The following is a 24,939-nucleotide window of genomic DNA, read 5'->3' on the forward strand; positions in this document are numbered from 1 at the left end:
TTTATTTTTTAAAACATCCCAAAGGTTTTAAAGTTTAGTAGGTATGCCCAAATCTCCCATCCATATCGTCTGGTTCAAACGCGACCTCCGCTTCACGGATCACGAACCTTTGTTTCGGGCTTTGTCGACCGATATCCCCGCGTTATTGGTCTACTTTTTTGAGCCTTCAATGATGGAATCGGCCGACAGCGATTTGCGGCATTGGCGATTTGTCCATGAATCGCTCATGGAAATGCAGGGCCGATTGGAAGATCGAAATGGTCAGATTTACCTTTTCCATGCAGAGGTGCAGCCTGTGATGGAAACGCTAAACAAAACCTACGACATTCAACAAATCTTTTCCCACCAAGAGATTGGGAATGCCCTCAGTTATCAGCGGGATTTACACATGCAGAATTTCTGCCAAAAAAATGGAATCGTTTGGAATGAAACGCCAACGAATGGCGTTATCCGCCGACTCAAATCGCGCAAAACTTGGCAGCAACGCTGGGAAAAAACGATGCGCCATGAACCCTATTTTCAGCGCGAAGACAATTGGAATTTAGCTCATCTACCTGCGGATTTTTATAACAGCTTGAAAGGTCCCGAATTACCGGAGGCCATCAAAACCCGAAATCCCGTTTTTCAAGAGGGTGGCGAATATTGGGGCTGGAAATACATGAAAAGTTTCATCGAAACACGGCATCCGGGATATAGCTCCTCCATCAGTAAACCGGAGGCGAGTCGGAAAGCCTGCAGTCGGATCTCCCCCTACCTCGCCTACGGTAACATCAGCATGCGCATGGCCTATACCTATACCCTGCAGCATTATCCCAAGGCGAAAAATAAACGCTCCTTGCAAAACTTCATTTCCCGCCTGCATTGGCAAAGCCATTTCATGCAGAAATTCGAAGATGAATGTCGGATGGAATTTGAACCGGTCAACAAAGCCTACCAAAGTCTCCAAAAATCCGCGGACCCAGCCTTGATTCAAGCCTGGCAAACTGGTAAAACTGGAGTGCCTTTAGTCGATGCCTGCATGCGCTGTGTCGCGTCGACGGGTTACTTGAATTTCCGGATGCGGGCCATGGTCGTTTCGTTTTTTGTCTTTAACCTTTGGCAGGATTGGCGGGATGCGGCGATTCATTTGGCCAAACAATTTCTGGATTATGAACCCGGCATTCATTACCCACAAATTCAGATGCAAGCCGGACTAACGGGCATAAATACCATTCGAATCTATAATCCCATTAAGAATTCGTTTGCGCATGACCCAGACGGGGTGTTCATCAAAAAATGGGTACCCGAACTCGCACAAGTACCTGCGACCCTCATCCACGAACCTTGGAAACTAAGTGATATGGAGCAAACGCTTTATGGCGTAAAAATAGGCGTGGATTATCCTGCACCCGTGGTCGATTTAGAAGCAACGCGCAAGACCGCTTCCGATCAGGTTTGGGGATTGCGGAAGACGAAGAAGGCCCGACAAGAGGGGGCGCGAATCCTCGAAAAACACGTGAATAATCCGAACACATGAGTGCATTTTTAATCTTTCCCCATCAGTTATTTGAAGAGACACTCGAGCAAGTGGCGGATATCTTCTATGTAGTTGAATCGAATTTATTCTTCAAACAATACGCCTTCCACAAGCAAAAACTGCTCTTTCACCGGGCGAGTATGCGGGCCTTTGCCGACCGGCTCCGGGCCGCAGGAAAGAACGTCGAATACATTGAATCCCAAGATCCACGTTCCTCAGAACTTGTTTTAGCGGCCTCCCTTTCAGGTGAAGTAGTGCTATTTGACCCGAATGATTACCTGGTGGAACGACGGCTTCGTCGGAGAGCCGACGTGCAATTATTACCGAGCCCAAATTTTCTCAATACCGACACGGCGTTGCTCGGTACCCGAAAGCCCTATTTTCAAACGGCCTTTTACACGCAACAGCGAAAAGACCGCGGCATCTTATTGGAGGACGACGGTAAGCCGCTGGGTGGGCAATGGACCTACGACACCGAAAACCGGAAGAAGATTCCGAAAAACACCTTTATCCCGGCACCTTTCCCGATCCAAGAACCCAACCAATACATTCGAGAAGCCATTGAATATGTAGAGCATCACTTCCCCAACAATCCGGGGACTTGCGACTTGCCCTTTTCGGGCGCGTATTACCCAGTTACGCACCTCGAAGCGGAGTCGGCCTTAGACTTATTCCTACGGGAACGCATGCATCTATTCGGCGATTACGAGGATGCCATCAAAGCACACGAAAAAACCCTTTTCCACAGCATTTTAAGTCCCCTAATTAATGCGGGTTTGCTCAATCCGGCCAAGGTCATCGAACGGGTAGCCACATCCGGCGGGCCATTGAATAGTGTGGAGGGCTTTATTCGTCAGGTGCTCGGCTGGCGTGAATTCGTTCAGTTACTATACCGCAAGATTGGGGTTCAGCAGCGCACGACAAATTACTGGAATTTTACCCACGAAATGCCCAAGGCCTTTTATGACGGAACCACGGGCCTAGCACCCATCGATCAAACCATTCAAAAACTCCTAAAAACGGGTTACAATCACCACATCGAACGCCTAATGGTGCTCGGAAATTTTATGTTATTGTGCGAAATCAAACCGGATGCCGTCTATCGTTGGTTCATGGAAATGTACATCGATGCCTATGATTGGGTGATGGTGCCTAATATTTATGGCATGTCGCAATTCAGTGACGGTGGCTTGATGACCACGAAACCCTATATCTGCGGCTCGAATTACATCCTAAAAATGAGTGATTACCCGAAAGGAGAATGGCAGGAAATTTGGGATGGCCTTTTCTGGCGCTTCTTGGATAAGCAAAGGGAGACATTCCGAAAGAATCCCCGCTGGGCGATGCTAATTAGTACCTGGGATAAGATGCCTGAGGAAAAAAAGTCGGCCCACCTAAGCAACGCGGAAACATTTTTAACGAAGCTTTTTACTTAATTTATTCCAATAGGAGAAGAAACTCGCAAACTCCCCTACAAGGCCCGGAACCAAAGTCGGATGTTCTTCCCTTAACCCTTGAAAATGCGCATTAATCGGATGATCCCGGAAAATTCCAGGAACATTTAGATCCGCATATTCCCCATAATAAACCTGTAAGCCCGAAATATTTTTCGCCAAATCCAGGATGAATTGCAGGACTTTCGGAGATATCGGATGTTTAGCAAAATGACTCGGTTCTAAGACCAAAATACGATTCCCGGGTTCATCCGCATGGAAGCTCGGGTCAAGCGTATAGTGGGTATAAATATATGTGGGAACGTCAGGATCTATTTCCAATGGCTTTGTCACGGGTGGAATAAATTCCAATTTAAGTTTGATGTATTCTTTCAACACCTCGGGGGCCGACTGCATGGGCAGATCCTCGTACGAATAGTCGAGGAAAGTTCCTACCTGATTCGTTCCCGCATACTTATTGATATTTTCTTGGTTGGCATAATACAGTTTATTGCTGAAGGTTCCGACGCACCATTGCCAACTCAAGGCGTTACTCGCCAAATCCCCATCCAATAAATGGTAGTATAACCAGGATGCAGGTGCCGACCAATGGTATTTCCCCACATTACAGGTAACAGCTGCCAGGTACATCCTTAGGTGATTGTGCAGGTAGCCAGTTTCGGGGAACGCTGCCAAATGCTTATCAAGTGCCTGAATTCCCGTCGAGGAATGAAGGACAGCAGCGGGCAAACCGGAATGCAAAACCCCTTCCTGTGGGTGACGAATGTCTTCAAAAATTTGATCGCCTTTCTGAAACCAGGTTCGGGTATAAAACTCCCGCCACGCTAATTCTTGAATGAATTTTTCGGCCTGTTCGATCCCAAAACCGCGTTCTTTTAATCGCTCAACAACTTGAGGGACCGTAATGAACCCGCGCGATAAATAAGGCGAAAGGTAAGAAACAGCCCCATGGATAAAGTTCCGAGAACGGGCATAACGCTCAGGATCGAATCGGTCGATTCGCTCAAATACGGCTTCAAGGGTAGTTGGGAAATTCACTAGCGCTTACTGATTTTATTCATGCTAATACTGCGTTGCAGCGTGCATTTGAAGCGAGGGTCTACGGCAACCCGTTTTTGTAAATGTTTGGTGCCACGGCCCGACATCCGTTTGCGCCACATCCGAAAACTAGATTCCTTGCTATTGAGACGCATGAATTCGATGACCTCTTTTTCTTTGAGGCCGAATTGAAATTCAATTGCCTCAAAGGGCGTCCGATCCTCCCAAGCCATTTGAATGATTCGGTCAATATCCTCGTCGGTAAATCTATTTGCTACGTCTGCACTTTTCACTGCAATAAATAATTTGATCCCAATTCCGTTCCCATTTCTTACGCCAGGCGAAGGGGCGATTGCATACGGGGCAGGTCTTAGAGGGTAAATGTTGTTTCTTAACGCCTTGCATAAATGATAATCTGCTTCGTTTAAAACATAATATCCAACGAAAAGTTTTAATTTATTGATAATTACAAAAGTCCATGAAATCCACAGAATGGACGATTAGCATTAACAAATATTAAGACCATCCATACAAACATTAATGATGCTAATGAAGTTTGGGACACTATTATACGAAAAAGTATATTTAGCTTTGCAAATACATTGAATCGAACATGACAAAAAAGCATCCCTTTCAGCGATTAAGCCACTTGCTAAGTGCTTACAAGAAAGAAGTCGTTTCTATTTACCTCTTTTCAGCCCTAAGTGGATTGGTGAATTTAAGTTTGCCCTTGGGCGTGCAAACCATCATTGGTTTGGTCATGGGTGCCACCATGGTGACTTCCATTTATGTTTTGATATTTCTCGTGGTACTCGGTGTCCTACTCGTAGGAATTCTGCAAATGAATCAAATGAAGATTATTGAGTCGATTCAACAGAAAATTTTCGCCTCGTATGCCTTCGATTTTGCGGAACGTATTCCACAGGTAGATCTTAAATACATCGATGGCTATTTCATGCCGGAGAAAATTACCCGCTTTTTTGAGACCCTAAACATTCAAAAAGGCTTCTCAAAACTCCTACTCGATATTCCCATCGCCTCGGTGCAAATCATCTTGGGCATCATCTTGTTATCGCTTTATCACCCATTGTACATCGGTTTGGGTATCGCTCTTCTGGTGATTCTCGGACTCATCTTGAGCTATACGAGTCCTTCTGGGATTCAGACAAGTATTGAGGAATCCAACTACAAATATGAAGTGACAGGATTCTTCGGCGAATTGGCGCGAACCCTAAAATCCTTTAAGTTTAGTCGGGGAGCGGAGTTAACGATCAGCAGAACGGACCAAAACGTTCTCGGCTATGTTCAGTCGCGTACCAAACACTTTCAAGTACTCCTGTTACAATACCGCGCGCTGATCTTCTTCAAGGTGAGTTTGACGGTATTGATGTTGACATTAGGCACCTACCTACTCATTAACCAGCAATTGAACATTGGGGAATTCATCGCGGCAGAAATCGTTATCTTAATGATTATCGCGGCGGTGGAGAAGCTCATCACGAGCATGGATAGCGCCTATGATGTCCTAACGGGATTAGAAAAGATTTCATCGGTGACCGAGATTCCATTGGAATCCTCCGGCAATTTGACGCTGACATCAGATCGTGGTTTGGAAATCCAAATGCAACATTTCAAATTTGAATTCGAAGAGGGTGTACCCCTTTTGAATGATTTAAACATGCATATTGAGTCAGGCGACAAGGTACAAGTTCAAGGGGAAGAAGGCTCTGGAAAATCCTTGTTTTTACGGATGTTGACCGGAAATTACTCGGATTTCATGGGTAATTTATTGGTGAATAAAGTTCCGATTCAAAACTATGACATTCAGACCTTGAGACAACATACAGGCGTGTTACTCCATGGCCAAGAAATTTTTGGCGGCACGATCCTTGAGAATATTCAATTGGGTCAGGCGGATATCACGCCGAAATTGATTTTGGAAACGGCAACCAATTTGGGCATCGATGATTTCATCTCGTATTTCCCAAAAGGTTTTCAGACACAAATTGAGCCCATTGGCAAGAAAACGCCACAAACGTGGGTGAAAAAAATCCTCTTACTTCGCGCCATTTGCGGTGAAAAAAGACTCTTGCTTTTGGAGGACCCTTGGTTAGGGATTGATTCACAAACTGGTGAAAAAATCAGCCAGTATTTGAACAAATTAGGTGAAAAATGTACGGTTGTGGTCGTATCGAATCAAATCCATCCATCGTTCAAACCCAATAAATCATTGACTTTTCAACATGGAAAAATATAAATCAAAACAGGCCATTTACCGATTGGATCGGTCTACCCAATTGAAACCATGGCTTATCGGATTTCTAATGCTGATCCTTGCGATCATTTTCCTTCCCTGGACCCAAAATATCCGAGCCAAAGGAAATGTAACCGGACTTTTCCAGGAACAGAAACCCCAAAAGATCTATAGCCCCATCGCGGGTAAAATTGCTATCTGGTGGGTGAAGGAAGGGGACCTCGTTTCCAAAGGGGATACATTGGTAAAAATCAGTGAGATCAAGGCAGATTACCTCGATCCACAGTTGATCGCACGTACCCAAACCCAATTGGACGCGAAGAAAAACTCCTTGGATTATTATACCCAAAAAGTGACCGCCACGGAGGCACAAATCAATAACCTTCGTCAAGCGAAGACCTTGAAGAAGTCTCAATTGTCGAACAAACTCGTTCAATTGCAACAGAAAATTACGAGCGAAAAAGCGGAACTAGCCGCAGTGACTAATGAATATCAATTGGCCCAAGATCAATATGATCGTAACCAAAAGATGTACAAGGAGGGCTTAATTTCCCAAACTCAGTTCCAGCAACGGAGCGTTTCCGTACAAAATGCGCAGGCGAAAAAGATATCAGCGGAAAATAAGGTCGCGCAAACCCAACAAGATTTGGCGAATACCAAAATTGAATTGAATAGCGTCGAGCAAGAATACGACGAGAAAATTAACAAGGCTGAGAGTGAGCGTTTTCAGAGCCTCGGACAAATCGAAAATAACAAGGGAGAGGTAGCGAAATTGGAGAATCAAGTTTCCAATTATACGCTACGGAATGGAATGTATTACATTTTAGCTCCGCAGGATGGCCAGATCATTCAGGCCAACAAAGCGGGTATTGGTGAGATCATCAAAGAGGGCGAAGACCTTTTAACGATTGTCCCAAAATCGAAGCAATACGCAGTTGAAATGTATGTACGTCCCGTGGATCTTCCGCTGGTAGCACCGGGTCAAACGGTTCGATTTATTTTCGATGGTTTCCCGGCAATCATCTTCGCAGGTGGTTGGCCGAATCAAAGCTTCGGAACCTTTGGGGGAAAGATTCTAGCGGTAGAAAATACAATTAATGATAAGGGTTTATTCCGCGTCATTGTGGTCGAAGACCCCAAAGAAAAACGCTGGCCACCTCAATTAAAATTAGGGGCAGGGGCACAAGGTATTGCGCTGCTAAACGACGTGCCACTTTGGTATGAATTATGGCGAAACATCAACGGCTTCCCGGCGGATTATTACACAGTCAAAAAAGAAGAAAAGAAAGATGAGAAGTAAGCTGATTCTTTTTTTATTGATAAGTTTCTTGGCTAATTCCCAGTCGAAGACCCTGCACCCAGAGGCCTTCCTGAAAATCGTACAAACCTATCACCCGCAGGCTCGTCAAGCGCAAATCGGGGTTCTTAAATCGAACGCCGAATTATTAAGCGCGCGGGGTGGTTTTGATCCCATTTTAAGCCACTACAGCAGCAAGAAAACCTTGGATGGGAAAAATTATTACGAATACCATGCGCCGGAATTAAACATCCCAACATGGTACGGAATCGAATTAAGTGCGGGTAGCCAAAGCCTAAATGGCGGCCGACTAGACCCCAGCCAAACTTCCGGCCAAACCGCCTATATGGGAATTAGCGTGCCCTTGGCCAAAAACCTGGTCATCGATAAGCGTCGAGCGGCACTCCAACAAGCGAAAATCGGCATTCAAATGGCCGGACAAGAGCAACGGTTGGTACTCAATGAGTTGATCAACGAGGCCATGAATGCCTATTGGAATTGGGCGAAAAGTCATCGCGTTTTACAAATTGTAGAAAACAACTTAGGCGTCGCAAAAAGACGCGTTGAACTCGTAAAACGAAGTGTAGAATTAGGCGAAAGACCCGCTGTAGATACCTTGGAGGCATTTACGCAGCAGCAATTCTTTGAGAACTTGTACCAAGCAAAATGGGTCGCTTATGAGAATTCCCGTTTGGAATTATCGGTTTACTTGTGGAAAGAAGGGAATATTCCCATGGATTTGCCTGCGGACGTGACGCCGGATGGGTCTTTGACCGACAAAACCTTGTTCGCTAATTTTGACTTAAATCTTCCATCGCTCTTAACCAAAGCGCAGGAAAACCACCCGTCGTTAAATGCCTACACGAATAAACTGGAAATTTTAACGATTGAGCGTAGACTGAAATTTCAGAGTCTTCTACCGAAGTTGGACCTGCAATACAACCAACTTTCCCGTAATAGCTTCGAGCTACACAGCACAGGCCTATTAGATAACAACTTCCAATACGGCATCAAATTTGAAATGCCTTTACGCCTGTCGCAAGGCCGGGGGGATTTCCAAAAAGCGAAACTAAAGCTCGAGGAAGAAACCTTGAATCGTTCGCAAAAAAGCCAACAGATTCAGGTAAAAGTAAGTTCCTACTACAATCAATTCATCAGCTTACAAAAACAGGTTCAGACGCAAGAGCAGGCGGTGGCCAATTACCAAGCTTTGGTCAAAGCGGAAGAAACGCGGTTCCAACAGGGCGAGTCGTCCTTGTTCTTGATAAACAGTCGAGAAACCAAAGCCATGGAAGCGGCCGAAAAACTGGTGGACTTGCAGGCTTATTTGTTTCAATCGATTTACACCTTGCAGGCAAGCGCGGGGGTGTTGATGTAAGGCTAAAAGTTCTAATCAGAACTTAGGCAACCTCTTCGTAAACCATGTCTAAGTAATCATAAATCAAATTGAAATAGCATACCGCTAAATCACCCGATTCATCGTCATTCGAAAGATCAAAGACCTCTGACTTAAATATACAGGTTTCGAAAATTTGATCGATGTAACAATCCACATCAAAAATCGATTTCACTTTGGAAGAATAAGACTCAAAAACGGCTCTAACGAGCTCCATTTGAGGTTCTGTGAGGTTTAGAGGAGTTTCCATAACGCTAGATTTTTTATTGATTTTCTAATCAAAAATAGCAGAAATGACAGTCCGGAATTTAATGAAACGGTTAAGGAATTAGTTGCTTTTGATTAAAAAGTAGGCAGAATTTTCAAGCTCATTTCTGCTTGAATTTGACCCTTTTTTTGGAAAAAAATAGCCCTGTTTTCGAGTAGGCTAGTTGGCAGTTTTTAACAATTTCATAACCTACATTCGTTCAAATTAATGCTAATTAGCGTTTCATTAAATACAAGCAAAATGAAACAACTTTTTATAATCTGCGCTGTAATTTTCTTTGCAGCCATTCAAACTCAAGTGAAGGCGCAATATGCCTCGATTCAATTAACAAGTTCTGCAGACACCATCAAATTAGGCGATAATGCTGCCAGTACCATCACGCGATTATTGACATTTACGTACGATGGAAATTCTGATGCTGCCTTTGCCCAAGTAAGTATGGATGCGCACCACATCAATCCATTTGATAAGCCCGAAATTATTGTAAATGGCAAGGCGATTCAGGCGAATATATATTTCCCAAATGTTAGTCAGGGTGCCAAATTTTATTTCTTTAAAGTGAAAACTCAAAATGACTTGATCGTTAATTCCCCCATCGGCTCACAAGCTGCAAAATTGAGTTTTTTACTAAGTGCATCGGATCTTGTTTCTGGTAAAAATTACATCCGTATTACAGTAGGCAACCGTAGCATCGAAAACCTCGACGATTTTGCATTAACAAATCCCAAAATCGAAATTCGTTCAAAATCAGCAACGGACTCATTTACGGATTACGCGAAATAAATGAACCTTAAATCGTTCATTAAAAATACTTTATTGATCTGCATCTTATTGGGGGCTGGAAGCGCAGTAAGCATTTCAGCCCAATCCAATTTGCCACCGATGATTTCTGCACACCGCGGAAATACAGGAACGGCACCTGAAAATACCCTGTCAACGTATAAAAAGGCACTCCAGTTACAGGTCGAATTCATTGAAATAGATGTTCGCACGACGCAAGATGGCGAGCTGATCATTTTACACGATGGAAGTCTAGAACGAACCACAAACGGAACGGGATCTGTAAAAAATTGGCTTTTCGCCGACTTAAAAAATTTATCTGCAGGAAAAAGTGCACCAGGTTATGAAAATGAACGAATTCCAAGCTTATCAGAAGTTTGCCAATTAGTTAGGCATTGGAATACATGGCATCGTAAGAAAACCTACTTGTACGTCGACTGCAAGGAAGTAGAGCCTAGCAAACTAATCAACGTATTGCAGCATTATCAATTAGCGGATAGCTCCTGCTTTTATGGAAATGATCGCTTCTTATCCGAATTAAAAAATGCTTATCCGGGCGCGCGAGTAATGCCGAGTCTTCGCCGACAAGATCAAATAAACCTAAAAATACAAGACTTGCATCCATATGCCTTTGATGCGGATTTCAATTCCCTAACGAAAGAAATGGTGGACGAGTCACATACGCAAGGCATACGCGTTTTTGTGGATCTATTAGGCCCTTTGGATACCGTATCCAATTATCGTAAAGCAAAAAGTTTAGGGATCGATTTAATTCAAACCGACAAACCCCAATTAGTCTTTAAAACCCTTCAATATTAAATAAAGACCTAAGGAAAATTCCCACAAGGCAATTGGAACAGCGGTTAAGGCAATCATCGGATCTCTTTGGCCGGCCAAACCGAACAATACGGCAACATCTCCCCCAGTCAATGTAAACGCCCCGATGATTCCGATGATCGGAAGAATGCGAGGAACGAGCTTCATTTTATAAAGACAAGTTCCGAGAAGAAGCGCGTTGATGGCGGGAATAAAACTTTGGCTAATTAAAAATATACGGTCATAGAACATCACGAGGCCCCGACTGAGCACCGTCGCCTCAGGACCCAAAGTCCGCAAATTCAAGACAGTCAGTAAAGCGCCCACGCCCACAAAGATCAGTGAGGCTTCCAAGATTCGCGTCGCTACAAAACCCAAGGCTAAGGTTTCCTGCTCTTTCTTCAAGACGGGATACAAAACCACCGCGGTTCCGATGCAACACAAGGCCATGAGTAATTCCAACATTCCGCCCAGCACGACGTCAGATGCGGGCGCCTGACTCGTGTTAAAATCCGCTTGGTGAATCGCGTGATAGAGCGATAAGGTGGGGATGGAAATGAAAGTCAATAGGTAAAGAATACCAGCAGTCAGGGAATTTTTGCGAGATGATGTCATGGTTCAAATTACATTAAATTCATGAAAGCATAACGCGAAAAATTTTAATACCTTTGATGGTCATGCATACGATTCAAATCATACAAGCGAAAAGCCAAGACCTTTCGGCCTTGCAGTTGATCAGTCGGACAACCTTCACCCAAACCTTTACGGAGGGAAATACGGAGGAGAATTTAAAGCGCTATTTGGAATTTGGCTTTGCAACCGAAAAACTTTCCAAAGAACTGAAAAACCCCAAGTCGGAATTTTATCTAGCTTTGACCAAAGGCCATGTAATCGGCTACCTAAAAGTCAATTTCGGGACGGCACAAAGTGAGGCGCAAGATCCTCAAGCCCTTGAAATCGAACGGATCTATGTACTCCAGGAATACCAGGGGAAATGTGTGGGATTGATGCTTTTTGAAAAAGCATTGGCTATAGCACAAAAGCGCAAATCCCCCTATCTCTGGCTGGGCGTTTGGGAGAAAAATCAGCGCGCCATACAGTTTTATCAGAAACTAGGTTTTGTAGAATTCGGCCAGCATATCTTCCAATTTGGGGATGAAGCACAAACGGATATTTTGATGCAAAAAATCATTTAATCGGGTAACTGAAAAATTACAAAAACGAATAAACACGTATCCTAATTACCGGTAGCTTTGCTGCATGAGGAAATAAATAATCTCGGATGAGTCAATCATCATTACCAACCCACTGAAATGGCATCAACTATAACAACGCCAGTAGGGCCCAAAGAAGAGGAATACAACCGTATAGTTGCCGTAATGAGGAATATTCCCGCTCAATTGAAAAAGGAAAAGGGAACCAACCTTGTTGTCTCCCGAAACGGCAAAATTGAGCATATCAAGCCGGAAGACATCAAGATCTAATTCCCTTTTTAAGCCTACTCCTACAGCTGAGGCTGGAAAGGCTGTTGGTAAAAACGCTTACCCGTTGCTTTATACAAGGCATTCGCCATTGCCCCGAAAATCGGAGGAAACGGTGGCTCGCCTAATCCCGTCGGATCTACCTCATTTTGCACAAAATGCACGTCGATTTTCTTCGGTGCTTCATTGTGGCGAATCATGCGGTAAGTATCAAAATTCTTCTGATCCGTCTTGCCATCCGTTAAGGTCAACTGACCAAATAAAGCATTCCCTATTCCATCAATCGCCGCGCCTTCGGCCATGTTTTTTGCCCCTTCCGGATTCACCACGACGCCGCAATCCAAGGCTGATGTCACCTGATCGACGATGACCTGACCATCTTTGACTTGCAAGTCAATCACCTGGGCGGCATAAGAATTATGGCAGAAATACGCCGAAACACCGCGTTTCTTGCCCGCATTTTCGGGTTTTCCCCAGCCAGACTTATCTCGAACTAATTCCAAGACGCCCATGTAACGCGCGGCATCGTAATCGTTGCTTTTACCTACCGGGTTGTCTTTAGCACGTTGCAATAATTCCAATCGGAAGGCAATCGGATCCTTACCCATGTATTCCGATATCTCATCTAAAAACGACTGCTCCGCCGCCGCATTGAAATTCGAACGCGGTGCACGGAAAGCTCCGATGGTAATATTTGATGGGATAGACCAGCTTTCCGCCAAGTAATTATCCAAGGCTCCTGCCGGGAAACGATTTGCATGTAAAGGGGATTCCGGTACGCCTCCGCCCTTAATATGCATGGCTGTCAACCGCTTATTCTCATCAAACGCCGCGCGATAAGTCATTTGGTAGGTTGGTCGGTAGATACCGCCACTCACATCATCTTCCCGCTTATAAATCAATTTAATCGGCGCGTTCGCTTGCTTCGAAATCAAAACCGCCTCCACCATGTAGTGGCCATAGGCCCGGCGGCCAAAACCGCCACCCATACGCGCCAACTCAATCTCAATATTTTCTTTTGGAATCCCTAACCGAGCAGCTACGGTGTTGGCAACAAAATCTGGACCCTGAATGGGCCCCAAAATACGAACCTTGTCTCCTTGCACATGGGCGAAGGTATTTGTAGGCTCCATGATATTATGTGCCAAAAACGGCGCCGTATATGTCCGCTCTATCACATGCTTCGCCTCCGCAAATGCCTTCTCTGGGTCACCATCCTTGCGCTCCACACGTCCGGGTTTCTTATCCATTTCTAGCATTTGGGCATAATGTTTCTTCGTACTTTCCAGACCTGCCGGAACCACGTTATCTCGCCCATTCATACCTAACTCCTTCGTCTCTGGTGCATTTTCCCAAACCACCTTCAGGGCCTTGCGCGCATTCATCACATCCCAGGTATTCTTACCCACCACGGCAATTACCTCATTGAACGTACGCGTATCAAACATGGCCAATTTCTGCGTCGGCTCATACACCTGAATAGGGAAAATATCGACGATTCCCGGCATCTTTTTCGCTGCTGTCGCATCAAATGACTTCAAGCGCATCCCGAAAGCCGGTGGGCGTTCCGTCATCGCAATTAGCATGCCTGGAACCTGATAATCCATCCCAAACAAAGGCTGTCCTTTCACGATTTTTGGCCCCTCCACATTTTTCTGTGGCGTTCCCAAAAGCTTGAAGCTTTTATTCCCTTTTAAAATGATATCCTTCGGTACGGCCAACTTAGACGCGGCCGTAGCAAATGAACCATAAGTAGCTTGCTTCCCACTAAAGGAGTTCATCACCATCCCGTTCGCAGTCGTTAACTCTGCCACGGGTACATTCCACTCCTGGCTCGCCGCTGTCAAAATCATTTGACGCGCAGACGCTCCCGCCGTACGCAATAATTTCCAGGCTTGTCGGATTGATTGGCTTCCTCCCGTAAACTGGCGATTGTATAAGGCAAGGCTATAATTCGCTTGTTCCACTTGTACCGCTTTGAAGTCGACATCCAATTCCTCCGCGATTAACATCGGCAATGAAGTCATCACGTTTTGGCCAAATTCAGGATTAGGCGAGAAAATCTTCACCACATTGTCGGGCGTGATTTTTATGTAACTCGTTAATTGCTCCCAAGTTGGTTCTGCGCCTAATGCCTTCAAGGTTTCCTCCGACTTCGCTGAAGCGAACCAAGAAATCCCCAACATCAAGCCTCCGCCAGATAAGGACGAAACTTTTAAAAACGAGCGTCTGCTGTAATTTGATTCGGTCTTTTTCATCTTATTTCGAGGCTGCAGCTAATTGAATGGCTTTTTTAATACGCGTATAGGTTCCACAACGGCAAATATTTCCTGCCATGAAATTCTCAATATCCTCTTCGGACGGCTTTGGCGTGCTCTTCAATAACGCCGCCGCGCTCATGATTTGACCGGATTGGCAATAGCCGCATTGCGCGACATCGACGTCCAACCAAGCCTTTTGTACGGGATGATCTCCCTTCTCGGCTAAACCTTCAATGGTTGTGATTTCTTGTTTGGCCAAAGCCGAAATCGGCAATTGACAAGAACGAACGGCATTGCCATCTAGGTGAACGGTACATGCTCCACAAGATCCCACGCCACAACCGTATTTCGTGCCTTTCATGTCCAAAATATCCCGAAGCACCCATAATAATGGCATGTTCTCATCCACCGTCACGGTGTGGGATTTCTTATTGATTCGAATGGTGAATTTCTTGATCATAGTTTTCGTATTTAGCGCAATTTATCGTTTTCTATTTGGCATTAATTACAAGAATCAAACAATTGAATTAATCGATTACTCGGTTGCCCAACCAATGTACCATGGCCGGGTCGCGGTGATCGAAAAAGCTACTCGTTTGTGTATCTAAGCTTTGAATGGCATTCATCTCCGAATCAGATAAGTTGAAGTTAAATACTTCAAAATTCTGAATCATTCGATCTCGACTAACCGTTTTGGGAATTACGACGATGTCTCGCTGGGTCAACCAGCGCAATACAACTTGCGCGACTGATTTCCCATGTGATTTGGCAATTCCACTCAAGGTATCGTTTTCAAACAAAGCATTTCGTCCTTCAGCAAATGGCGCCCAAGATTCAATTTGAATCTTATGCTCGTTTAAGAATTGTTGGTTCGCAATTTGCTGTTGAAATGGATGCGTCTCCACTTGATTCACTGCCGGAATAATTTCCGTATGATTCATTAAGTCCATTACTCGATCCGGATGAAAATTGCTGATCCCGATCGCACGAATTCGTCCCTCTTTGTACAGCTTTTCCATAGCACGCCATTCGCCAAAAACGTCGCCATAGGGTTGATGAATTAGATACAAATCCAAGTAATCCAAGGCAAGCTTCTTCATCGATTTCTCAAAAGCAGCTAGGGTCCCCTCGTAGCCATTCCCCTGAATCCATACTTTTGTCGTGATGAATAAATCGTCCCGCGAAATCCCGGAAGACCGAATCGCCATGCCTACTGCCTCCTCATTTCCATACGATGCGGCGGTATCGATGGAACGATAGCCTACTTCGATTGCATCCAAAACACATTGTTCACATGCCGCTGCATCTGCGATTTGGAAAACACCAAAGCCCAAAATAGGCATTTCAACTCCGTTATTTAAAGTTATATGTTTCATATTAATTTAAATTCCGATAAGCGAGCGGCGTGTTACCCACACGCTGCTTAAATAGGCGCGTAAAGTGTTGTGGGTATTTAAACCCTAACTCATACGCAATTTCATTGACCGTTTTATCGCCATCAAAGACCAATTCCTTAGCGACATCAATTAACTTATTTTGAATAAGCTCTTTCACCGATTGTCCCGTTTCCTTTTTAATCAAGTCACCAAAATAATTCGGGGATAAATGTAATTGCTCGGCGAAATAGGCGACCGTAGGAAGACCTAAAGTTTGCGCGCGGTCCGATAAAAAATACTGATTCAACAACTCTTCAAAACGTGCAACAACACCTTTGTTAACGTGTTCACGCGAGATAAACTGCCGATCATAGAAGCGTTCACAATAGTTTAAAAACAGCTCGATATTCGCTGTGATCAATTTCTTGCTGTGTTTATCCATGCTTTGGCTTAGCTCAAACGCAATCTTTGAAAAACAATCCAAAACGACTTGTCGTTCCGCATCCGAAATGTGTAAAGCCTCATTCGACTGGTAGCTGAAAAAATGATAGGTCGCAAGCGCTTTCCCCAAGGATGTCCCATGTACTAAATCCGGATGAAAAACGAGCCCAAATCCCTTCGGTTGATAGACAGGAGCCGGAATCTCAAATTCAGATACTTGACCCGGTGCAAAAAACACCAAAGTGCCTGCTTGATAGTCGTAGGTATGACGGCCATACACAATATCCCCGCACTTAATATCCTTCAGGAAAACACAATAAAGCCCATAATTAAATTTAATTCGATTGATCTCCTCCCCCCAGGAACGTGGGGCGGCTTTGGAGAAATCAATGACGCTCACCAAAGGGTGTAGCGTGGGATGATTGTTGTCAGTATTGTACTGACTTATCGAATCAACGGAATAGTTCCTAACCATAGAAAAAAAGCTTGTAAACGAAATTTAAACAAATTCGGCGCATGTAAAACGGGTATCAGTAAAAATGGTAGAAAATGCGGTAATTTATCTACTTGGTTTCCCTTGTAATCAGAAGAGATTTGTAGGATAAATAAACCTCTTGGATACATGCAAAAATTACGAACATTGAAATGGGCCATTTTGCTTTTTGCCCCTTTATTCATTCGGGCCCAAACTGCCCCAGTTGTCTCGACTCAATCCGGTTATGTTCGTGGAATCACGGAAGAAGGTGTGTCGATATTTAAAGGAATCCCCTTTGCTGCTGCACCAACCGGCGAATTTCGTTGGCGACCACCACAACCCGTCAAGCCATGGCAGGGAGAACGTGATGCTACGACATTTTGCAAAGACTGTGGACAAGCGGGATATGGTCCAGGAGGAAGACAAAAGATATCTGCAAACGCATCAGAAGATTGCTTAGCATTAAACATTTGGAAGCCGGAAAAAACGACTAAAGATTCCAAACTGCCTGTTATGGTATGGATTCATGGTGGCGGATTTACAGGTGGAAGTGGCTCAAGCCCACAAAATTTTGGAAATTCATTTGCTAAACAAGGTGTGATCTTGGTGACAATCAATTATCGCTTAGGTCGTTTGGGCTATTTCGCGCATCCCGCTTTGAGTAAAGAGTTTCCGAATGAGCCAAAAGGTAATTATGGATATATGGACCAAATTGCCGCATTAAAATGGATCCAAAATAACATTGAATCATTTGGAGGAAATCCCAAAAATGTGACCATTTTTGGATTTTCTGCAGGCGGAGTTTCCGTTCATTCCTTGCTAACTATTCCTTCCGCAAAGGGTTTATTTCAAAAACTTATTAGTGAATCTGGAGGTGGAAGAGATGGCGTGTTAACTGGTCGGCCGATAAATAAAGAAAATGCAGATGTCTTATATAAAGTTTCGGCAGAGACAATTGGACTTAATTTTGCAAAATCAAAAGGTATAGAAGGAACTGATTCCGAAGCTTTAGCAAAATTGAGAGCATTAAATGTAGAGGATATCGTAGATGGAGGCCAAGAGACCGATGGCCCCAATGGGCCGAGGACCTATTCTGGACCCATTCTTGATGGCAAATTGGTTGTTGAAACCGCTGAAAGCTCTTACATGGCAGGCAGACAGCCTAACATCCCATTGATGATTGGTAATTGTAGTGCAGAAATAGGCGGGGCCTTTGTTAGTAATGCCAAAACGAAGGAGGAATTATTTGCTTCCATGGGCGATTTAGCTTCAGAAGCCCAAAAGGCATATGACCCAGAAAACAACAAAACATTTAATGAAGTCATCACGAAATTCAATACGGATTGGGTTTGGGGCGAACCCGCAAGAATGACAGCCATGGCATTTCTTTCTAAGAAAGCGCCTACCTTTATGTATCAATTTGGATATGTGTCACCGGCCAACCAGCAACGCTCTCCCTTTGGCGCAGGTCATGGATCTGAAGTTTCTTATGTGTTCAACACGCTGGACGCACCACGTTTTGGCCCTCCTTCCAAGCCAACTGAGTCCGAATATGAGCTTGCTAAAAAAATGAATCAATATTGGATTAATTTTGCCAAAACCGGAAATCCCAACGGCGATGGATTACCGAGTTGGCCTGCATACAACGAACAAAATCAAGACATGTTGGATGTAGAATTGGATGGCAAAACAATTGGCAAACCAGACCCGCGCAAAGCTCGATTCGATGTCATCGAAAAAGCGATGAAAAAAAGAGGGACAATCCAGTCGAGAGGCATTTAATTGAATAAATTTTAAAACGAATAATTACATGAAAACAACAGTCTTAGCCTTCCTATTTACCTTACTTTTCATTCAGGTGGGAATGGCCCAACAAAGCAATGAAGCGCAATCGTTAATCAAACTTTCACAAGATAAATGGCAGTGGATGTCCGATAAAGATGTCGATAAATTAAAAGAGCTCTTTGACGACAAGTCAAAATTCGTTCACATGAGCGGAACCTGGAAAAAGGATGAAGAACTTGATATCATCAAAACAGGGCGAATTTGGTACAAAAAAGCCACCGTTAAAGATACAGCGGTGGAGCTGTTTGGAAATACTGCAATCGTTTGGAATCGAATTACATTAGATGCAATCGTTCGCGAACAAGTGGCTATAACCGAATTTACAGTAACCGAAGTTTATCAAAAAAATGGGGACAAGTGGAAACTGTTGGATTTAACATTTAGCAGCGTACGTGACACCCACGAAATCAAACACTAAACAAGAATGAAGTACCTTTTTGTCGTTTTTTCATTACTATTTGCATCTCCTGTTATTGCACAAAAGCGCCCCTTGCTCATTCAAGAGCAGGGAAATTTTGCTGTTGGGGGTACAGTCATTACGAATCCTGGCACCTATGACCCCATTAAGCGAGGGCCTGAGGGGCAGACTTTTCACGGGGACCATGCCTACATTACTTATCAAATTCCCGTGAAGGCGCGCAAATTACCTTTGGTTTTTTGGCACGGTATCGGTCAATTTTCTCGAACTTGGACAAGCACACCTGACGGCCGAGAAGGATTCAATAACATTTTCTTGCGTAAACGATATAGCGTTTATTTAATCGATCAACCTCGTCGGGGTAATGCCGGCAGAAGTACGGTAGCCGCGACCATCAATCCAACGCCAGATGAACAAATGTGGTGGGGTACATTCCGCGTCGGAGTGGGTAATAATTACTACCCAGGAGTACAATTTGCCCAAGATGAGGAAACCAGAAATCAATATTTCCGTCAAATGACTCCAAACATTGGAGGATTTGATACACAAGTCATCATCCAAGCGACATCCAAATTGTTTGATAAAATTGGAGATGGGATTCTCGTTACACATTCCCATTCCGGTGGTTTCGGCTGGGCGACAGCCATCAAAAATCCTCACATTAAGGCGATTGCCTCTTATGAACCCGGCAGCGGATTCGTATTCCCCGAAGGCGAAGTGCCCGAACCAATACCGAGTTCATCGGGTGCCTTGACAGCAATATCGGTCTCCAAAGAAGACTTTTTAAAACTAACCAAAATTCCCATCATCATTTATTACGGTGATTTTATTCCGGAAAAATATGATGAAAATCCAGGTGCCGATGGATGGCGTGCGCGCCTTGAAATGGCTCGAAAGTGGCGGGATAAGGTAAATGCTTATGGAGGAGATGTCACAGTCGTTCACCTGCCTGAAATTGGAATAAAAGGAAACACGCATTTTCCCTTTTCCGATTTAAACAATCAACAAATTGCCGACTTGCTTGAAACGTTTTTTAAAAATAAAGGTTTAAATTAAATCCAATCCATTTAAACGCATCGCACATGAATCGCCGTACCTTTCTTCAATCCTCGGCCCTAAGCGGCGGAGGCTTATTGTTGAGCTTCACTTTTCTGTCGAGTTTTAAAGAAAAAGCGAACGCAACTACTCAAGAATTAAATGGTTTTGTCAAAATTACCTCCGACAATCTCATTCAAATCATGTCCCCCAACCCTGAGGGTGGTCAAGGAGTTAAGACCTCTATGCCGATGATTGTCGCGGAGGAATTGGACGTAGATTGGAAACAGGTGCAAGTCATCCAAGCGGATTTAGATACCAAGCACTTTACCCGACAATTCATTGGAGGCAGTCAAGCAATTCATCAGGGATGGAAACCGCTCCGACAAGCCGGTGCGACAGCGCGCCAACTCCTTCGTGAGGCAGCTGCCAAACAATGGCAAGTCCCTGTCGACGAAGTCACCACCGATAAAGGCGTTTTGAACCACAAGGCATCAGGTAAATCGGCAAGCTATGGATCTATGGCCATAGCGGCTTCCCAAATTCCCGTCCCTACACAAGTCGAATTAAAAAAAATAAGTGATTTCCAGATAATTGGGAAATCAAAACAGAATGTAGATATCCGTAAAATTGTCACAGGCAAGCCATTGTTTGGAATCGATACCCAAGTTAAAGGTATGCTCTATGCAATGATTGTACATCCTCCGGCATTTGGCTTACGACTTAAAAATATAGTAACGGGAGCTGCGCACAAAATGCCAGGGATTAAAGCCATTTTCCCAATCAAGCTTTTCAATGATGGATACGAAAAAACCTTCTTTGATACGACAACTTTCCCCGAAGTCGTAGCCATTGTGGGCAATTCCACCTGGGAAGTAATGCAGGCAAAAAAGGCCCTCCAAGTAAATTGGGAACCCTTTGCTAGTTTTACGCAATCGCGTGATATGTTGGGGAGAAAAGTCGTTGAAAAAGTTCCTGGTGGACTTGAGAGCTCAAGTGAACATATAACGGCCATGAATGCAAGAATGCAACAAGCCGGAACGGTTCGCCGGAAAGATGGCGATATCGATACTGCCTTCAAATCCGCCGCAAAGGTTATCGAAAGAACCTTTTATGGGCCTTATCTAGCGCATAACTGCATGGAGCCGATGAACTTCTTCGCTCACGTACAAGGCGACAAGGTAGCATTGGCAGGCCCCTTACAAAAACCTGAATATACGGAGCAAGCCCTAGCCGCGCGTCTCGGTATTTCAGTGGAAAATATTGACATCAAAATGACTCGCTTGGGTGGAGGGTTTGGACGGCGTTCCTACGCCCACTGGCTTTTGGAAGCGGCCTTAATTTCCCAAAAAATGCAGGCTCCTATTAAACTGCAATACAGTCGGGAAGATGACATGACCGCCGGAATTTACCGTTCGACTTACAGCGCAAAGTTTCGAGCAGCCTTGAATTCAAATAACCAACTAATTGGATTCCATGTCAAAACAGGCGGAACACCCGAGTCTCCCTTATACCCTAATCGATTCCCTGCCGGAGCAGTAGACAATTATTTGGCGGAAGATTGGACCATAGACAGCAATATTACAGTTGGGTCATTTCGAGCTCCGCGCTCCAACTTCATGGCGGCAGCCGAGCAATCCTTTTTGGATGAAGTGGCCGAATTAGCAGGCAAAGACCCTTTTGATTTTCGCTTAGATCTCTTAAAACGTGCCCAAACAAATCCCGTTGGGAAAAATAACGAATACGAACCTGATCGCTTTATCAAGGTACTCGAATTACTTCGAGAAAAATCCCAATGGGATACCCGGAAAAAAACAAAAAAAATGGGCTTGTCCGCCTATTTCTGTCATGATTCCTATGCCGCGCATGTACTCGAATTACGCATGCAAGACGGCAATCCCATCATCGAAAATGTTTGTTGTGCGGTAGATTGCGGGATCGTCATCAACCCAGATGCGGCTAAAAATCTTTCAGAAGGCGGAATCGTAGATGGAATTGGCGCAGCCATGTATGGAAAAATGGCGATTGAAAAAGGGGTTCCGCAAAGCAGTAATTTCGATAACTACCGCATGATTCGGCATCACGAAGCTCCCAAGAAAATTGATGTCCATTTTGTGAAAAATGATATTGATCCGACAGGAATGGGGGAACCCGCCTACCCACCTGTTTTTGCGGCGTTAGCGAATGCGCTATACCAGGCAACGGGCAAAAGACATTACAGCCAGCCTTTTGCTGATAATTTATAAGCTCATTATCAGCCACCTAGTAGATTTCAAGCAACCGCGACTTTCTAGTAAATAAACCTATTTATGAAAAAGTTGCTGTTGCTCTGCTTGCTGAGCCTACCCGTTTTCGGCCAGCAAACCGCCAATAAACCCGAACGGGTACAATGGTTTCAAGACCTTGGTTTTGGGATGTTTATCCACTGGAACGTGGACGTAAGTTTAGGCAGTGTCATTAGCCACTCCCTCGCCGGTGCGTCCGACGCCTACGTGGAAAAATACATTCAAGAACTCCCCAGCTATTTCAATCCCGAACAATTTAAGCCCAAAGATTGGGCACGTTTGGCCAAGCTCGCCGGCATGAAATACGTTGTTTTTACCGCGAAACACCACGCCGGTTTCGCCATGTTCCAAACGAAAACCACGCCTTTCAACGTGATGAATACCCCCTTCAAACGGGACATCACCAAAGAGATCGTCGAGGCCTACCGCGCCGAAGGCATCGCCGTGGGACTCTATTTTTCCCCAGATGATTTCTACTATTTACACAAACACCAGCAACCCATCGGCCGCGCACAAAATCCTGCCCACTACCCAAAAACCAATCCCGGTTTGATGGAATACGACAAGGCTCAGCTCAAAGAATTATTAACCCAATACGGCAAAATCGATATCCTCTTCATCGACGGACCCGGTGACGGTCTACGCGAATTCGCTTGGTCTATTAATCCCGATCTAGTCATCACCCGCGACGCGATGAAAACCCCCGAACAAACAACGCCCAACACGGCCTTGCCACGCCCCTGGGAGGCATGTTATACGATGGGGACCGACTGGCAGTATAAGCCCACCAACGATCCCCAAAAATCCGGTACGCAGGTCATCAATATGTTGGCCGAAATCCGCGCCAAAGGCGGAAACTTTCTCCTCAACGTAGGTCCGAAACCTAACGGCGAAATTCAAATCGAACAGGAAGCCATCTTGCGTGAAATCGCCCTGTGGAACTTCGCCTATTCGGAGGCGATTTATGCCGTAAAACCCTTGCCCATCATCCGCGAGGAAGGCGTTTGGTACACGCAATCAAACGACGAAAAATACATTTATGCCTTCATACTGCGCTCCTCCCAAGAAGATTGGAAATACGGCGAACGGAAAAATTTCGTGTTGAATAATATCATCGGCAACGAGAAAACGACTGTAGAAATTCTCGGGTATAAAGCTGAATTAGTGGAATACAAGCAGAATTTTGACGCGAAAACCTATGTCAGTGCCGGGCCACTCGGACTGACCATTAGCGCGGTGAATGGGCAACGATTCTATACCAATAACAAATGGCCCAATGCTGTCGTATTGAAAATTTCAAACGCCAAAGGCAAAGTCGCTCAAATCGATCAAACTAAACAAAGCAACCTCGACGGTGCCAAATAAGCATGAAAAAAATCCTTCTCCTTCTGTTGATCAGCGCGCCCCTGATGGCGCAAAAAGTATTTACCAATTGGCCTAAAAAAGCCGACCCCATCACCGTGGGTAAACGCACCGCCGAGCGCTTCATGGCCGTTCCGCACTCCCGTTATGGCGTGACCTTCCCGAATCCCCCCGCTACTCAGATTACCTACCCGGATGTCTGTACCTGGTTAGGGTCTTTGGGCTTTGCAAAAAGGACCCACGATAAAGATTTACAGGCACGCCTTTACGCAAAAACCGATTTGCTACTCAAAGAGGAAGCCCACCTTCAACCCAAGAAAAACCACGTGGACAACTTTGTTTTTGGGGCGATTCCATTGGCAGTCTATTTGGAAAATGGAAAACAGGAATTTAAAACGCTAGGCATGGCCTATGCGGATGAGGAATTCAAAACCTTGAGTCCGGAGGAATACGCAGCCCTAAAACCCGAAGTTCGTAACTGGTATGCCGCCGGATTAAGTTGGGTCACCCGCTTCTGGATGGACGACATGTACATGATCACCGCCGTGCAAGCCAAAGCCTACGAAACGACAAAAGACCGGAAATACATCGACCGCGCAGCGTATGAAATGGTGGCCTATTTGGACACCCTACAAAATAAGGATGGGCTTTTCTACCACGCTCCGGACGTACCGTTCTATTGGGGACGCGGCGATGGCTGGTTGGCCGCCGGCATGGCCGACCTGCTTAAAGTCCTTCCCGAAAATAATCCGCATTATCCCCGCATTCTCGAAGGATATCTAAACATGATGAGCGTTTTATTAAAACACCAAGACCCAAACGGCATGTGGCATCAATTGATCAATGACCCGAATGCTTGGCCGGAAACGTCTTGCACAGGCATGTTCACCTTTGCCTTCATCGTCGGGGTGAAAAAAGGTTGGCTAGACGAAAAGACCTACGGAACCGCGGCGCGAAAAGCCTGGATCAAATTGCAGGACTACATCAATGAAAACGGCGACCTGACGGAGATTTGCGAGGGGACAAACAAGAAAAATGACCACCAATATTACCTCGATCGCAAGCGCATCACGGGTGATTTACACGGCCAAGGCCCCTTGCTTTGGTGTGTAAATGCTTTATTGGAATAAAACCAAAGCCC

At 44.9% G+C, this 24,939-nt stretch carries 24 protein-coding genes; 15 read left to right on the forward strand and 9 right to left on the reverse strand.

Annotated elements, in window-relative coordinates; all coding sequences use genetic code 11:
• Positions 1 to 43 precede the first annotated feature (43 nt).
• A complete protein-coding gene (locus tag ACMH5P_RS07710; RefSeq protein ID WP_459493769.1) occupies positions 44 to 1,516 on the forward strand; it encodes a cryptochrome/deoxyribodipyrimidine photo-lyase family protein in 1,473 nt (490 codons plus the stop codon).
• On the forward strand, positions 1,513 to 2,952 hold the full coding sequence (locus ACMH5P_RS07715) for a cryptochrome/photolyase family protein (protein ID WP_459493770.1): 1,440 nt from the start codon (positions 1,513 to 1,515) through the stop codon (positions 2,950 to 2,952). The genes ACMH5P_RS07710 and ACMH5P_RS07715 overlap by 4 nt, the downstream gene beginning before the upstream one ends.
• On the opposite strand, the gene ACMH5P_RS07720 is transcribed toward ACMH5P_RS07715, so the two are convergent.
• From ACMH5P_RS07720 to ACMH5P_RS07730, 3 genes are read right to left on the reverse strand one after another with little or no spacing between them, the layout of a single operon-like run.
• A complete protein-coding gene (locus ACMH5P_RS07720) occupies positions 2,932 to 4,008 on the reverse strand; it encodes an FAD-binding domain-containing protein (protein WP_459493771.1) in 1,077 nt (358 codons plus the stop codon). The genes ACMH5P_RS07715 and ACMH5P_RS07720 overlap by 21 nt on opposite strands.
• Positions 4,008 to 4,301, reverse strand: a complete 294-nt coding sequence (locus tag ACMH5P_RS07725) for a TIGR03643 family protein (protein ID WP_459493772.1) — start codon at positions 4,299 to 4,301, stop codon at positions 4,008 to 4,010. Before ACMH5P_RS07725 ends, ACMH5P_RS07720 begins: the two co-directional genes overlap by 1 nt.
• Positions 4,276 to 4,413 (reverse strand): DUF2256 domain-containing protein, encoded by a 138-nt coding sequence (locus ACMH5P_RS07730; protein ID WP_459493773.1) that lies wholly within the window; start codon positions 4,411 to 4,413, stop codon positions 4,276 to 4,278. Before ACMH5P_RS07730 ends, ACMH5P_RS07725 begins: the two co-directional genes overlap by 26 nt.
• Positions 4,414 to 4,621: 208 nt before the next feature.
• Here ACMH5P_RS07730 and ACMH5P_RS07735 point away from each other — a divergent pair, with 208 nt between their 5' ends.
• From ACMH5P_RS07735 to ACMH5P_RS07745, 3 genes are read left to right on the forward strand one after another with little or no spacing between them, the layout of a single operon-like run.
• Entirely contained in the window at positions 4,622 to 6,265 is a 1,644-nt protein-coding gene (locus tag ACMH5P_RS07735; protein ID WP_459493775.1) for an ATP-binding cassette domain-containing protein, read from the forward strand.
• Positions 6,252 to 7,562, forward strand: coding sequence for an HlyD family secretion protein (locus ACMH5P_RS07740; RefSeq protein WP_459493777.1), 1,311 nt, complete (start codon positions 6,252 to 6,254; stop codon positions 7,560 to 7,562). The genes ACMH5P_RS07735 and ACMH5P_RS07740 overlap by 14 nt, the downstream gene beginning before the upstream one ends.
• Positions 7,552 to 8,937 (forward strand): TolC family protein, encoded by a 1,386-nt coding sequence (locus ACMH5P_RS07745; protein WP_459493778.1) that lies wholly within the window; start codon positions 7,552 to 7,554, stop codon positions 8,935 to 8,937. Before ACMH5P_RS07740 ends, ACMH5P_RS07745 begins: the two co-directional genes overlap by 11 nt.
• 22 nt (positions 8,938 to 8,959) lie before the next feature.
• Here the strand turns inward: ACMH5P_RS07745 and ACMH5P_RS07750 are convergent, their stop codons facing one another.
• The gene (locus ACMH5P_RS07750) at positions 8,960 to 9,205 is read right to left on the reverse strand and encodes a hypothetical protein (RefSeq protein WP_459493779.1); all 246 of its coding nucleotides are present in this window, start codon (positions 9,203 to 9,205) and stop codon (positions 8,960 to 8,962) included.
• Positions 9,206 to 9,463: 258 nt separating this feature from the next.
• Between ACMH5P_RS07750 and ACMH5P_RS07755 the strand changes: the two genes are divergently transcribed.
• Both ACMH5P_RS07755 and ACMH5P_RS07760 read left to right on the forward strand, forming a co-directional pair.
• Entirely contained in the window at positions 9,464 to 10,006 is a 543-nt protein-coding gene (locus ACMH5P_RS07755; RefSeq protein ID WP_459493780.1) for a hypothetical protein, read from the forward strand.
• Complete coding sequence (locus ACMH5P_RS07760; RefSeq protein WP_459493782.1) at positions 10,007 to 10,822, forward strand: glycerophosphodiester phosphodiesterase family protein; 816 nt, start codon at positions 10,007 to 10,009, stop codon at positions 10,820 to 10,822. It begins immediately after the preceding gene.
• On the opposite strand, the gene ACMH5P_RS07765 is transcribed toward ACMH5P_RS07760, so the two are convergent.
• A complete protein-coding gene (locus tag ACMH5P_RS07765) occupies positions 10,796 to 11,434 on the reverse strand; it encodes a DUF4386 domain-containing protein (RefSeq protein ID WP_459493783.1) in 639 nt (212 codons plus the stop codon). The genes ACMH5P_RS07760 and ACMH5P_RS07765 overlap by 27 nt on opposite strands.
• A 62-nt stretch (positions 11,435 to 11,496) precedes the next feature.
• Here ACMH5P_RS07765 and ACMH5P_RS07770 point away from each other — a divergent pair, with 62 nt between their 5' ends.
• Both ACMH5P_RS07770 and ACMH5P_RS07775 read left to right on the forward strand, forming a co-directional pair.
• Entirely contained in the window at positions 11,497 to 12,015 is a 519-nt protein-coding gene (locus tag ACMH5P_RS07770) for a GNAT family N-acetyltransferase (protein ID WP_459493784.1), read from the forward strand.
• A 117-nt stretch (positions 12,016 to 12,132) separates the two neighbouring features.
• On the forward strand, positions 12,133 to 12,303 hold the full coding sequence (locus tag ACMH5P_RS07775) for a hypothetical protein (RefSeq protein ID WP_459493785.1): 171 nt from the start codon (positions 12,133 to 12,135) through the stop codon (positions 12,301 to 12,303).
• Between the two features lie 20 nt (positions 12,304 to 12,323).
• Here the strand turns inward: ACMH5P_RS07775 and ACMH5P_RS07780 are convergent, their stop codons facing one another.
• The 4 genes from ACMH5P_RS07780 to ACMH5P_RS07795 all read right to left on the reverse strand — a co-directional run bounded on the left by ACMH5P_RS07780 (position 12,324) and on the right by ACMH5P_RS07795 (position 16,853).
• Positions 12,324 to 14,558, reverse strand: coding sequence for a xanthine dehydrogenase family protein molybdopterin-binding subunit (locus tag ACMH5P_RS07780; protein WP_459493786.1), 2,235 nt, complete (start codon positions 14,556 to 14,558; stop codon positions 12,324 to 12,326).
• Position 14,559: 1 nt separating this feature from the next.
• Positions 14,560 to 15,018 (reverse strand): (2Fe-2S)-binding protein, encoded by a 459-nt coding sequence (locus ACMH5P_RS07785; RefSeq protein WP_459494203.1) that lies wholly within the window; start codon positions 15,016 to 15,018, stop codon positions 14,560 to 14,562.
• A 70-nt stretch (positions 15,019 to 15,088) separates the two neighbouring features.
• The gene (locus ACMH5P_RS07790; protein WP_459493787.1) at positions 15,089 to 15,937 is read right to left on the reverse strand and encodes an aldo/keto reductase; all 849 of its coding nucleotides are present in this window, start codon (positions 15,935 to 15,937) and stop codon (positions 15,089 to 15,091) included.
• A gap of 1 nt (position 15,938) precedes the next feature.
• The gene (locus ACMH5P_RS07795) at positions 15,939 to 16,853 is read right to left on the reverse strand and encodes a helix-turn-helix domain-containing protein (protein ID WP_459493788.1); all 915 of its coding nucleotides are present in this window, start codon (positions 16,851 to 16,853) and stop codon (positions 15,939 to 15,941) included.
• 147 nt (positions 16,854 to 17,000) lie between these two features.
• Between ACMH5P_RS07795 and ACMH5P_RS07800 the strand changes: the two genes are divergently transcribed.
• The 6 genes from ACMH5P_RS07800 (at position 17,001) to ACMH5P_RS07825 (ending at position 24,928) form a co-directional block, all read left to right on the forward strand.
• A complete protein-coding gene (locus ACMH5P_RS07800) occupies positions 17,001 to 18,635 on the forward strand; it encodes a carboxylesterase/lipase family protein (protein ID WP_459493789.1) in 1,635 nt (544 codons plus the stop codon).
• Between the two features lie 28 nt (positions 18,636 to 18,663).
• On the forward strand, positions 18,664 to 19,116 hold the full coding sequence (locus ACMH5P_RS07805; protein WP_459493790.1) for a nuclear transport factor 2 family protein: 453 nt from the start codon (positions 18,664 to 18,666) through the stop codon (positions 19,114 to 19,116).
• Between the two features lie 6 nt (positions 19,117 to 19,122).
• The gene (locus tag ACMH5P_RS07810) at positions 19,123 to 20,172 is read left to right on the forward strand and encodes an alpha/beta hydrolase (protein ID WP_459493791.1); all 1,050 of its coding nucleotides are present in this window, start codon (positions 19,123 to 19,125) and stop codon (positions 20,170 to 20,172) included.
• A 26-nt stretch (positions 20,173 to 20,198) separates the two neighbouring features.
• A complete protein-coding gene (locus ACMH5P_RS07815) occupies positions 20,199 to 22,397 on the forward strand; it encodes a xanthine dehydrogenase family protein molybdopterin-binding subunit (RefSeq protein WP_459493792.1) in 2,199 nt (732 codons plus the stop codon).
• A gap of 63 nt (positions 22,398 to 22,460) precedes the next feature.
• Positions 22,461 to 23,801, forward strand: coding sequence for an alpha-L-fucosidase (locus ACMH5P_RS07820; protein ID WP_459493793.1), 1,341 nt, complete (start codon positions 22,461 to 22,463; stop codon positions 23,799 to 23,801).
• A 2-nt stretch (positions 23,802 to 23,803) separates the two neighbouring features.
• Complete coding sequence (locus ACMH5P_RS07825) at positions 23,804 to 24,928, forward strand: glycoside hydrolase family 88/105 protein (RefSeq protein ID WP_459493794.1); 1,125 nt, start codon at positions 23,804 to 23,806, stop codon at positions 24,926 to 24,928.
• Positions 24,929 to 24,939: the final 11 nt, after the last annotated feature.

It is taken from the genome of Aquirufa sp. 5-AUSEE-100C1 (genome assembly GCF_054558655.1).

Excerpts from the sequence above, each read along its gene's own strand:
- ACMH5P_RS07710 (WP_459493769.1), top strand. The coding sequence starts at position 44 with ATGCCCAAATCTCCCATCCATATCGTCTGGTTCAAACGCGACCTCCGC.
- ACMH5P_RS07715 (WP_459493770.1), top strand. The coding sequence starts at position 1,513 with ATGAGTGCATTTTTAATCTTTCCCCATCAGTTATTTGAAGAGACACTC.
- ACMH5P_RS07730 (WP_459493773.1), bottom strand. The coding sequence starts at position 4,413 with ATGCAAGGCGTTAAGAAACAACATTTACCCTCTAAGACCTGCCCCGTA.
- ACMH5P_RS07735 (WP_459493775.1), top strand. The coding sequence starts at position 4,622 with ATGACAAAAAAGCATCCCTTTCAGCGATTAAGCCACTTGCTAAGTGCT.
- ACMH5P_RS07740 (WP_459493777.1), top strand. The coding sequence starts at position 6,252 with ATGGAAAAATATAAATCAAAACAGGCCATTTACCGATTGGATCGGTCT.
- ACMH5P_RS07745 (WP_459493778.1), top strand. The coding sequence starts at position 7,552 with ATGAGAAGTAAGCTGATTCTTTTTTTATTGATAAGTTTCTTGGCTAAT.
- ACMH5P_RS07750 (WP_459493779.1), bottom strand. The coding sequence starts at position 9,205 with ATGGAAACTCCTCTAAACCTCACAGAACCTCAAATGGAGCTCGTTAGA.
- ACMH5P_RS07755 (WP_459493780.1), top strand. The coding sequence starts at position 9,464 with ATGAAACAACTTTTTATAATCTGCGCTGTAATTTTCTTTGCAGCCATT.
- ACMH5P_RS07760 (WP_459493782.1), top strand. The coding sequence starts at position 10,007 with ATGAACCTTAAATCGTTCATTAAAAATACTTTATTGATCTGCATCTTA.
- ACMH5P_RS07765 (WP_459493783.1), bottom strand. The coding sequence starts at position 11,434 with ATGACATCATCTCGCAAAAATTCCCTGACTGCTGGTATTCTTTACCTA.
- ACMH5P_RS07770 (WP_459493784.1), top strand. The coding sequence starts at position 11,497 with ATGCATACGATTCAAATCATACAAGCGAAAAGCCAAGACCTTTCGGCC.
- ACMH5P_RS07775 (WP_459493785.1), top strand. The coding sequence starts at position 12,133 with ATGGCATCAACTATAACAACGCCAGTAGGGCCCAAAGAAGAGGAATAC.
- ACMH5P_RS07780 (WP_459493786.1), bottom strand. The coding sequence starts at position 14,558 with ATGAAAAAGACCGAATCAAATTACAGCAGACGCTCGTTTTTAAAAGTT.
- ACMH5P_RS07790 (WP_459493787.1), bottom strand. The coding sequence starts at position 15,937 with ATGAAACATATAACTTTAAATAACGGAGTTGAAATGCCTATTTTGGGC.
- ACMH5P_RS07795 (WP_459493788.1), bottom strand. The coding sequence starts at position 16,853 with ATGGTTAGGAACTATTCCGTTGATTCGATAAGTCAGTACAATACTGAC.
- ACMH5P_RS07800 (WP_459493789.1), top strand. The coding sequence starts at position 17,001 with ATGCAAAAATTACGAACATTGAAATGGGCCATTTTGCTTTTTGCCCCT.
- ACMH5P_RS07805 (WP_459493790.1), top strand. The coding sequence starts at position 18,664 with ATGAAAACAACAGTCTTAGCCTTCCTATTTACCTTACTTTTCATTCAG.
- ACMH5P_RS07810 (WP_459493791.1), top strand. The coding sequence starts at position 19,123 with ATGAAGTACCTTTTTGTCGTTTTTTCATTACTATTTGCATCTCCTGTT.
- ACMH5P_RS07815 (WP_459493792.1), top strand. The coding sequence starts at position 20,199 with ATGAATCGCCGTACCTTTCTTCAATCCTCGGCCCTAAGCGGCGGAGGC.
- ACMH5P_RS07820 (WP_459493793.1), top strand. The coding sequence starts at position 22,461 with ATGAAAAAGTTGCTGTTGCTCTGCTTGCTGAGCCTACCCGTTTTCGGC.
- ACMH5P_RS07825 (WP_459493794.1), top strand. The coding sequence starts at position 23,804 with ATGAAAAAAATCCTTCTCCTTCTGTTGATCAGCGCGCCCCTGATGGCG.